This is a genomic window from Streptomyces sp. UNOC14_S4 (genome assembly GCF_020740835.1).
In the GTDB taxonomy this organism is placed as follows: domain Bacteria; phylum Actinomycetota; class Actinomycetes; order Streptomycetales; family Streptomycetaceae; genus Streptomyces.
Window position 1 is genome coordinate 1 of record NZ_JAINFC010000387.1, and the last position, 7,365, is coordinate 7,365.

Here is a 7,365-nt window from a genome sequence, read left to right on the forward strand (position 1 = left end):
GTCCTGGTGGCGCGACCCCATCGTCAAGGACGGCACCACCGGCCCCGTGGACACGGCGACCGGCTATCTGTGGGGCCCGGACTACGCCCCGTACGACCGGGAGGTCGCCAAGCGCACCCGCTCCCGCCCGGTCCGCCAGAGCCGTGCCCTCGGCGGCTGGACGTTCCTGCTGGCGGTCCTCGCGTGCGCGCTCGGCACCGGGCTCTCCTGGCACCGGCAGCCGCTGGCCACCAGTCTGGAGATCGGTCTCGCCTGCGCCCTGGGCGTCTTCGGCCTCGGCATGATCGTCAGCTCGCTGTACGGGCGCACCGGCGGCGGCACCCGCTTCGCGGCGGTGCTGACGGCGGCCCTGCTGGTGGGGGCCGCGGCACTGCCCAAGTCGGTCACCACCCAGTGGACGCGGACGACGTGGCACCCGGCGAGCGCGGCCGCCGTGCAGGACACCACCTTCCGGGTCGGCAGCGGTGTGGGCGTGCTCGATCTGACCACGCTGCAGTGGCCCAAGGACGCCCCGGTCCGTACGGCGGCCGAGGCCGGGGCCGGCCAGCTCCGGCTCGTCGTCCCCGAGGACGTCACCACGAAGCTCACCATCGACGTGGGCATCGGTGACATCCGGCTCCCCGGCGAGGGCCGCGACGACGTCCAGGTCGGGCCGGGCCAGAAGCAGCGCCTGACCCTGGAGCCCCGCGTCGGGCAGACCTCGCGCGGCACCCTGGAAATCCGGTTGAAGGTCGGCATCGGCCAGGTGGAGGTGGACCGTGCGCAGGCATGAATTCGAACCGGGCAAGCTCGTCGTCGGGCTGGTGCTGCTGGGTGGGTGTCTCGCCTATCTCGCCGCCGCACGCGGCTCCGTCCACTTCCCCTCCTATGTGCTGCTGCCCGCCCTGGGCATCGGCTTCTGCGTGGCGGGCCTGGCCTCCGCCCTCGCCCTGCTGGTGCGCCGTCACCGGGCCCGCGGCGGCGACCCCGCCGAGCCGCTCGACCGAGGCGGCCGCTGACCCCGCGCGATTACCCCCGTGCGATTGCCTCTGCGCCCCCCTGCGCGATCACCCCCTGTGCGATCAATCCCCTGTGCGACCGGCCCCGCGCGGCGGTTCAGGCGTGACGGTTCAGGCGTGACGCCTGCGCCGCCGCGCGGGGCCGCCGCGTATCGCGTCGACCGAGAGGTGGGGCGCGCCCGCGAGTATCAGGGGGATCCAGGCCATCAGATAGGCCAGGTCGTTGCCGTAGTAGTAGGGCGTGGCCGACCAGCTCACCGTCAGCCACAGGCTCAGGGAGATCAGCGCGCCGCCCAAGGCCGCGACCCTGGCGAACACGCCGAGGAGAGTACCGAGGCCGACCGCCACCTCGCCGAGGGCTATCGCCCAGCCGAAGCCGACCGGGCTCTTCAGCGCGAGGTCGACCAGGGCGGGCACCGCGCTGGAGTCCCGCACCGAGCGCATCAGCTCGCCGAGGGAGCCCGGCCCGTTGCTCGCGAGGAAGGACGAGTCGGTGAGCTTGTCGAGCCCGGCGTAGACGAAGGTGACGCCGAGGAAGATCCGCAGCGGCAGCAGCGCGTGCCGGGAGAGCGTGGACCGCAGCCGGTCCACGCCCAAGCCCCTCGCTTCCCCGCGCCCCAGGAGTGTCATCGTCGGCCTCCGCCTCTCGCCGCTCGCCTCATCCGACGATACGTACGAAAGGCGATCCGTGGTCACCCCTGTGGATAACCTGCCTGTGGACAACCCGCCCGGCTCAGCCCGTGGGCGCTCGGCCGACCCCGTTGAGCCGCCCCGTTGAGCCAGCCCGTTGAGCCAGCCCGCTGACCCCGTGCCGCTCAGCCCGTGCGGACGCCGAGGGCGCTGCCCTCCAGCCACTCCTGCCAGCTCAGGTTCCAGTCGCCGTAGCCGTTGCCGAAGCGGTCCATGGGCTTGGGCTTGGTGCCGCCCTTGACCTCCACGACGTCGCCCTTGAGCGTCAGCCCGTACAGCCACTTCGCGTCCTCGGTCGACATGCCGATGCAGCCGTGGCTGACGTTCTCCTTGCCGAAGGACTCGGCGTTGTCGGGCGCCGCGTGCACGTACTCGCCGCTGATCGTCTCGCGCATGCTGAAGTCGTACGAGCCGTAGAACCCGTCCGGGTGGTTGCGCGGGATGCCGATGGAGAGCGAGTCCATGACGACCCGGCCCTCCTTGGCCAGGATGGTCTTGATGCCCTCGCGGGTGCCGAAGTCCTTGGACTCGTCGCCGCCGCTGACGGAGATCGTGCGCAGTGTCCGGCCGTTGCGGACGACGGTCATCTTGTGGGCCTTGAGGTCCACGGTGTTGACCATCGAGTCGCCGATGGTGAAGGAGACGGTGCGGTCGCCGCCCGCGGCCACGCCCTCGGCGAGCTTGACGCCGTCCAGGCGCGCGTCGAGCGTGACCTTGGTGCCCGCGGGCCAGTACTTCTCGGGCCGGAAGTGGACGCGGGTGTCGCCCTTGGTCTCGTTCCAGTGCCAGGCGCCGGGAACGTTCGGGGAGGTGGAGACCTTCAGCCGTCCCTCGATGCCCGCGCGCAGTTCCTTGGAGATCTTCTGCTGCTTGAAGACGAGGGCGATGGGCTGGCCGACGCCGACCTTCTCACCGTTGGCCGGGGCTATCTCGGGCCGTACGACCTTGGCCGCGCCCGGGAGCATCTGGGCGGGCGGTGCGGGCTTCTCCGTGACGGGAGTGGCCGACGGGGACGGTGTGGAGGGGGCCGACGAGGAGGACTTCGCCGCGGGCCTCTCCTCGGCTTCGGCACCTCCGCCGCAACCGGTGACGGCCAGCCCGGCCAGGGCCAAGGCGGTGGACAGCCCGATGGAACGGGAGAGGCGCATGGTTCTCCAACCGATTCGTCGATTCCAGGCATGGCGGAGCCGAGGCGGCTGCGCCTCGGCTCCCGTCCAGCCTAACCAGGGCGAATACCCCGAATCGGCGGCCGGAAGGACGAGCCACCCCCGCCGAGTGGTGGGGGTGGGCACGGGGCCCCGGCGACCGGCAGGACAACCGGCAAGGCACAGGGCCCCGGCGACCGGAAGAGCGGAGCCCGGGCCTCAGCCCAGCAGGTCCGGTTCCGAGCGGGTGATCTGCTGATACAGAGGCTGGTAGTTGACCCAGCCCGCCAGGTCGTTGCCCAGGCTCTCCCGGGTGGCCCTGGCGAACTCCTCGTCGATCAGCACCGGCTTTCCGGCGGCCTTGGCCAGGAGCTGGACCTGACAGGAGCGCTCCATGGTGATGAACCACCACGCGGCCGCGTCCACCGAGTCCCCGACGGTCAGCAGCCCGTGGTTGCGCAGGATGACCGCCTTGCGCTGCCCCAGGGTCGTCGCGATGCGGCGGCCCTCCTCGAGGTCCACGACGACGCCCGTGTAGTCGTCGAACAGGGCGTGGTCCTCGTAGAAGGCACAGGCGTCCTGGGTGATCGGCTCCAGCAGCTCCCCCAGCGTGGACAGCGCCCGCCCGTGGACGGAGTGGCTGTGCGCGGCGGCCACGACATCGGGGCGGGCCAGGTGGATCTGCGAATGGATCGCGAACGCGGCCCGGTTGACATGGTGGCGCCCCTGCACCACGTCCCCGTCATGGTTCACCATGATCAGGTCGTTGACCGTGATGTGTTTGAAGGACATCCCGAAGGGGTTGACCCAGAAGCAGTCGGTGAACTCCGGGTCCCGCGCCGTGATGTGGCCCGCGACGCCCTCCTCGAAGCCGAACCGTCCGAAGAGCCGCAGCGCGGCGGCCAGCCGTTCCTTGCGGTGCTGCCGTTCCTCCGCGACGCTCTCGTGCTTCGGCGGCAGCGCGAACTGCAGCTGATCGGCGGGTACGGGCTCGGGCTTCCGTGACGGCTCCTGCGACATGACCTGCTCTCCTCCGCCTCGACGGCACGCGCGCGTGCACGCGGGTACGTACGAACGGAAGCTACCTCCGGGTACGCGCGGAGAACAGGGGCGCGGCGCCCCAGGATCAGCGCCCCCGGATCAGCACCCCGGGCTCAGCGCCCCGGGATCAGCACCCCGCAGTGTGCGCCAGGATCGCGTCCGCGAGCGGGCCGAGGCACTCGCGCGGCAGGGCGTGCCCCATGCCCGGCATCGTCACCAGCCGTGCCGCGCCGACGACCTGTGCGAGGTGCCGGGCGTGCGGCGGCGGGAAGACGGGCTCGGCTGGGGCCTCGACGACCAGCGTGGGGACGGCGTTGCGGGCCAGTCCCTCCGTGCGCAGCATGCCGGAGTGATCCGCGCGTCCGTGGGCGGTGGAGACGTCGTAACGCCCGGAATGCTCGATGATCCGCCGCTCGCGCTCGCGCATCTCGTCGGCATGGAAGGGCAGTTCGTCACCGCTCAGCACCCGCCAGTGCTCCACCCGCCGGTCGAGCTCCGCCTCCAGGCCGTGGTCCTCGACGGGCCGTGCCCACATCTCCAGGACGTGCGGCGAGATGGCGGGGAGGTCGGCCGCGGCGGTCTCCGTACCGTCCGGGCCGGTGAGCGGCTTCTCACTGAGTGCGCAGGTACCCATCAGGGTCGCACTGAGAAGGCGCTCCGGGTGATCGGCCATCAGCAGCTGGGTCAGCATGCCGCCGAGCGACAGGCCGACGACGTGGGCGCGTTCGACCCCGTACGCGTCGAGGACGGCGAGCACGTCGTCGGCGAGGTCGGTGATGCGGTACGGCTGCTTGTCGAACGACCAGGTGGAGCGCCCGGCGTCGCGGTGGTCGTAGCGGATCACGCGGTGCCGCCGCGCCAGTGCGTCGACCAGCTCTTCGGGCCAGCCCAGGCCGGACGCCTGTGCGCCCATGACGAGCAGCAGGGCAGGGGCGTCGGGGGCGCCGCGCTCTTCGCTCCAGAGCTGCACGCCGGGGGCAATGTCGATGGTTCGCCCGATGGGCTGCATGACGGTTTCCTCTCGCCGGGACTTCAAGCAGAAGAGACGATACGTATCGTCTCGCATGCGAGAAAAGCGGCGCCCGGATACGGACGCCGCGGCTCACCATCCGCTACAGCTTGTCGATCTCCGTGAGGTCGATGTCGATGTCGAAGGGCTCGGAGAGCTTGAGCCTGTCGCGGTACGTCCCGGTCGGGACGTACGCACGCGTCTCCTTGTTGAGTTCGAAGACGTCGACAACTGGCTTGTCGAGCTCGAAGACGTCGACAACAGGCCGCTCGTCCGTGCTGGCCATCTCCACTCGCCAGAAGTGCGGAATACCCGCGTTGGCGTACTTGTGAGGCTTGGTGTTCCAGTCACGGGACTCGGAGTCGGGGGAAACCACCTCGACCGCCAGCAGCACATCCCTGGCCTGGTAGTAGGTCTGCGTCAAACTCCGCACAGCGGCAGCGCGCACGACGATGAGGTCCGGCTCAGGGCCGTTGCGCCTGTCGATGACCACGGTCATCTCCCGCCGCACGCGGAAGTCGGCCGGGACAGTACGGCGAAGGCCACTCAACAGCAGGTCGATTGCAATGCTGTGAAAGTCTCGCTGCGGGCTCACGAAAACCAGGCTCCCGTCGATCAGCTCCGTGTGCGGCGGGAGGTCGGGCAGCGTCAGCAGGTCGTCCACGGTGTAGCCGTCCTGCGGCGGCACCGGCCAGGGGTGCGCGATTTCGGCGGTCATAAGTCCTCCCATGGACGGGATTCTGGGCCGTACCGTCAGCGTACCCACCCCAAATGACAATGCCGCCACCCAAACGAATGGGCGACGGCACTGGCGTTTGACCCCGGTGGGCCTTCAGGGGAGGACTACTCCCACTCGATGGTGCCCGGCGGCTTGCTCGTGATGTCCAGGACCACGCGGTTGACCTCGTCGACCTCGTTGGTGATGCGGGTCGAGATGCGCCCCAGGACGTCGTACGGCAGGCGCGACCAGTCGGCCGTCATCGCGTCCTCGGAGGACACCGGGCGCAGCACGATCGGGTGGCCGTAGGTGCGGCCGTCGCCCTGGACACCGACGCTGCGGACGTCCGCGAGCAGGACGACCGGGCACTGCCAGATCTCGCGGTCGAGACCGGCGGCGCTCAGCTCCTCGCGGGCGATGGCGTCGGCGTCGCGCAGCAGGTCGAGGCGCTCCTTGGTGACCTCGCCGACGATGCGGATGCCGAGGCCCGGGCCCGGGAAGGGCTGGCGCTGGACGATCTCGTCCGGCAGGCCGAGCTCCTGGCCGACCATGCGGACCTCGTCCTTGAAGAGCTGGCGCAGCGGCTCGACGAGCTCGAACTCCAGGTCCTCGGGGAGGCCGCCCACGTTGTGGTGGGACTTGATGTTGGCGGTGCCGGTGCCGCCGCCGGACTCGACCACGTCGGGGTAGAGCGTGCCCTGGACGAGGAAGGCGACGTCCTCGCCCTCGGCGCCCGCCTCGGCGACGATCTCCGCCTGGGCCTGCTCGAAGACGCGGATGAACTCACGGCCGATGATCTTGCGCTTGGCCTCGGGCTCGGTGACGCCCGCGAGGGCGTCGAGGAAGCGCTCCTGCGCGTCGACGACCTTCAGCTGGACGCCGGTCGCGGCGACGAAGTCCTTCTCGACCTGCTCGGTCTCGCCCTTGCGCATCAGGCCGTGGTCGACGTAGACGCAGGTGAGCTGGTCGCCGATGGCCTTGGCCACGAGGGCCGCGGCGACGGCGGAGTCCACGCCGCCGGACAGGCCGCAGATCGCACGCTTGGTGCCGACCTGGGCCCGGATCGCGGCGACCTGCTCCTCGATGACATTGCCGGTGGTCCAGGTGGGCTCGATGCCCGCGCCCCGGTAGAGGAAGTGCTCCAGCACCTGCTGGCCGTGCGTGGAGTGCATGACCTCGGGGTGGTACTGGACGCCGTAGAGGCGCTTCTCGTCGTTCTCGAAGGCGGCGACCGGGACGACGTCCGTGGACGCGGTGACCGTGAAGCCCTCGGGAGCGGCGGAGCAGGCGTCGCCGTGCGACATCCACACCGACTGCTCGGCCGGGGTGCCCTCGAAGAGCGTGGAGCCGGACTTGGTGACGGTCAGCGGCGTACGGCCGTACTCGCGGGCGCCGGAGTTGTCGACGGTGCCGCCGAGCGTGGTGGCCATCAGCTGGAAGCCGTAGCACATGCCGAAGATCGGGACGCCCGACTCGAACAGCGCGCGGTCGAGCGTGGGGGCGCCTTCCTCGTACACGGACGAGGGGCCGCCGGAGAGGATGATCGCCTTCGGCTTCTTGGCGAGCATCTCGGAGACGGGCATCGTGCTGGGCACGATCTCGCTGTAGACCCGCGCCTCACGGACACGACGGGCGATGAGCTGGGCGTACTGCGCGCCGAAGTCGACAACGAGCACCGGCTCCGCGGTGTTGTCGTGGGCGGCTGCAGAGGGTGCTGCTGACACGGGGGCGGGCCTTGCGTCGGTTCTGGAGGTGGTCTGTATT

The 7,365-nt window shown here is 70.5% G+C and carries 7 protein-coding genes and 1 pseudogene; 2 read left to right on the top strand and 6 right to left on the bottom strand.

Going from position 1 to position 7,365, the window contains the following annotated elements; genetic code table 11:
- Positions 1-772 (top strand): annotated as a pseudogene (locus K6I34_RS27300) (LiaF domain-containing protein); the annotation flags it as partial.
- Complete coding sequence (locus K6I34_RS27305; RefSeq protein WP_229329712.1) at positions 759-998, top strand: hypothetical protein; 240 nt, start codon at positions 759-761, stop codon at positions 996-998. The pseudogene K6I34_RS27300 and the gene K6I34_RS27305, both read left to right, overlap by 14 nt.
- A 111-nt stretch (positions 999-1,109) precedes the next feature.
- On the opposite strand, the gene K6I34_RS27310 is transcribed toward K6I34_RS27305, so the two are convergent.
- From K6I34_RS27310 to guaA, 6 genes are all read right to left on the bottom strand, one after another.
- A complete protein-coding gene (locus K6I34_RS27310) occupies positions 1,110-1,628 on the bottom strand; it encodes a DoxX family protein (protein ID WP_374231027.1) in 519 nt (172 codons plus the stop codon).
- Between the two features lie 185 nt (positions 1,629-1,813).
- Positions 1,814-2,836: an Ig-like domain-containing protein gene (locus tag K6I34_RS27315; protein ID WP_229329715.1), complete on the bottom strand. Its 1,023-nt coding sequence runs from the start codon at positions 2,834-2,836 to the stop codon at positions 1,814-1,816.
- Positions 2,837-3,052: 216 nt separating this feature from the next.
- Positions 3,053-3,853 (bottom strand): class II aldolase/adducin family protein, encoded by an 801-nt coding sequence (locus tag K6I34_RS27320; protein WP_229329717.1) that lies wholly within the window; start codon positions 3,851-3,853, stop codon positions 3,053-3,055.
- 148 nt (positions 3,854-4,001) lie between these two features.
- The gene (locus K6I34_RS27325; protein WP_238489838.1) at positions 4,002-4,883 is read right to left on the bottom strand and encodes an alpha/beta fold hydrolase; all 882 of its coding nucleotides are present in this window, start codon (positions 4,881-4,883) and stop codon (positions 4,002-4,004) included.
- 103 nt (positions 4,884-4,986) lie between these two features.
- The gene (locus K6I34_RS27330; RefSeq protein WP_374231028.1) at positions 4,987-5,613 is read right to left on the bottom strand and encodes a Uma2 family endonuclease; all 627 of its coding nucleotides are present in this window, start codon (positions 5,611-5,613) and stop codon (positions 4,987-4,989) included.
- Between the two features lie 113 nt (positions 5,614-5,726).
- A complete protein-coding gene (guaA, locus tag K6I34_RS27335; protein ID WP_229329720.1) occupies positions 5,727-7,325 on the bottom strand; it encodes a glutamine-hydrolyzing GMP synthase in 1,599 nt (532 codons plus the stop codon).
- Positions 7,326-7,365: the final 40 nt, after the last annotated feature.

Excerpts from the sequence above, each read along its gene's own strand:
- K6I34_RS27315 (WP_229329715.1), bottom strand. The coding sequence starts at position 2,836 with ATGCGCCTCTCCCGTTCCATCGGGCTGTCCACCGCCTTGGCCCTGGCC.
- K6I34_RS27310 (WP_374231027.1), bottom strand. The coding sequence starts at position 1,628 with ATGACACTCCTGGGGCGCGGGGAAGCGAGGGGCTTGGGCGTGGACCGG.
- K6I34_RS27325 (WP_238489838.1), bottom strand. The coding sequence starts at position 4,883 with ATGCAGCCCATCGGGCGAACCATCGACATTGCCCCCGGCGTGCAGCTC.
- K6I34_RS27320 (WP_229329717.1), bottom strand. The coding sequence starts at position 3,853 with ATGTCGCAGGAGCCGTCACGGAAGCCCGAGCCCGTACCCGCCGATCAG.
- K6I34_RS27330 (WP_374231028.1), bottom strand. The coding sequence starts at position 5,613 with ATGGGAGGACTTATGACCGCCGAAATCGCGCACCCCTGGCCGGTGCCG.